The organism is Tabrizicola sp. (genome assembly GCF_016792905.1).
GTDB lineage: Bacteria > Pseudomonadota > Alphaproteobacteria > Rhodobacterales > Rhodobacteraceae > Tabrizicola.
Genome location: NZ_JAEULP010000075.1, coordinates 1 through 1828, shown reverse-complemented (window position 1 = coordinate 1828; position 1828 = coordinate 1). Strand labels below are relative to the sequence as shown.

Below are 1828 nucleotides of genomic sequence, written 5' to 3'. Positions count from 1 at the left end.
GTCGCCGAAGCGGATTTCGTCGGTGGCGACGGTGTCGTTCTCGTTCACGATCGGGACGACGCCGAGAGAGAGCAGCGTTTCCATCGTCGCGCGGGAGTTGAGGTAGCGGCGGCGGTCCTCGGTATCTTCCAGCGTGACGAGGATCTGCGCGGTGGTGATGCCGTGCGGGGCCAGCACCTCCTCATAGGCGCGGGCGAGGCGGATCTGGCCGACGGCGGCGGCGGCTTGCGACTGTTCCAGAGTCAGGACGCCTTCGGGCAGGCCCAGCACCTTGCGGCCAAGCGCGATGGAGCCGGAGGAGACGAGAATGACGGCCGTGCCACGGGTCTTCGCCTCGGCCACGTCGAGCGCGAGGGCGGAGAGCCAGTTCTGTTTCAGGCCGGACTTGCGGTCGACGAGGAGGGCGGAGCCGATCTTCACGACCAGCCGTTTGGCGCTGCGGATGTCGGGGGCCGAGAGGCCGGCGGTCAAGGTTGCCACGGTCCCGACTCCTGAACCGGGGCCGCGGCGGTGATGCTGGCGTAGAGCGCGCGGAGGACCTCGGGCAGGCCCTTGCCGGAGACGCCGGAGATGACGTGGACCGGGCCGCCGGAGGCTTTCTCCAGCGCGCGGCGGCGGTCGCTGATCTGCTTGGCATCCATCGCGTCGGTCTTGTTCAGCGCGACGATGCGGGGCTTGTCGCCCAGAACTTCAGAATATGCTTCAAGTTCGGTCACGATGGTCTTGAAATCCTTCGTGATTGTCGAAGATGTGCCGTCGACCAGATGCAGCAGGACCTTGCAGCGTTCGACATGGGCGAGGAACTGGGTGCCAAGGCCACGGCCTTCGGAGGCGCCCTCGATCAGACCGGGGATGTCGGCCATGACGAATTCGTGCCCGTCGATGCCGACGACGCCGAGGTTCGGGACCAGCGTGGTGAAGGGGTAGTCGGCGATCTTCGGCCGGGCGTTCGAGACGGCGGCGAGGAAGGTGGACTTCCCGGCATTCGGCAGGCCGACCAACCCTGCATCGGCGATCAGCTTCAGGCGCAACCAGATGGTGCGCTCGATCCCCTCTTGCCCCGGGTTGGCGCGGGCGGGCGCGCGGTTTGTGCTGGATTTGAAGCGCAGGTTGCCCCAGCCGCCGTTGCCGCCCTCGGCAAGGCAAACGCGCTGGCCGACGGTGGTCAGGTCGGCGAGGACGGTCTCTTCGTCCTCGTCCAGGATTTCGGTGCCGAGGGGGACCTTGAGCGTGATGTCGTCACCCGACTTGCCGGTCTTCTGGTTGCCCATGCCGGGTTGGCCGGACTTGGCGAAGAAATGCTGCTGGTAGCGGTAGTCGATGAGCGTGTTGAGGCCCTCGACCGCTTCGGCCCAGACCGAGCCGCCGTGGCCGCCGTCACCGCCGTCAGGGCCGCCGAACTCGATGAACTTCTCGCGCCGGAACGAGACGCTTCCCGCCCCGCCGCCGCCCGAGCGGATATAGACTTTGGCGAGGTCGAGGAATTTCATGGACGCGGCTTTCGGGCAGGGGTCAAAGCGCGGGGATACAGGAAGCGGGGCGGATGCTCAAGCGGCGGGCGGTTGCGGCAGGGTTGGGCGCAGGGCCTTGAAGGTGGGGGTGGGCGGGCCTAGTCTCCGGCGCGAAGCGAAAGGGTTTAACGGATGGCCACCAAGCGCAGCATTTTCGAAGAGGTCGGCCCGGGGCAGAAGGCTCCGGTCGCACCAGTTGGAGGCGGGATCGACGCCCGGCCCAAGGGCGCGCGGGCGGGCATCCGGCTGTGGCTGGTGGGGCTGTTCCTGCTGGTCGTGGCGATGATCGTGGTGGGCGGGCTGACCCGGCTGACGGA

Annotated in this window: 1 protein-coding gene and 2 pseudogenes; 1 reads left to right on the top strand and 2 read right to left on the bottom strand. The window is 67.6% G+C overall.

The features are described from left to right. Both JNL31_RS15845 and obgE read right to left on the bottom strand, forming a co-directional pair. Window positions 1-480 (bottom strand): annotated as a pseudogene (locus JNL31_RS15845) (glutamate 5-kinase); the annotation flags it as partial. After that, window positions 468-1490: a GTPase ObgE gene (gene obgE / locus JNL31_RS15840; protein ID WP_294975273.1), complete on the bottom strand. Its 1023-nt coding sequence runs from the start codon at window positions 1488-1490 to the stop codon at window positions 468-470. The pseudogene JNL31_RS15845 and the gene obgE, both read right to left, overlap by 13 nt. Window positions 1491-1643: 153 nt before the next feature. Here obgE and JNL31_RS15835 point away from each other — a divergent pair. After that, window positions 1644-1828, top strand: a pseudogene (locus tag JNL31_RS15835) (heme A synthase); the annotation flags it as partial.

Excerpts from the sequence above, each read along its gene's own strand:
- obgE (WP_294975273.1), bottom strand. The coding sequence starts at position 1,490 with ATGAAATTCCTCGACCTCGCCAAAGTCTATATCCGCTCGGGCGGCGGC.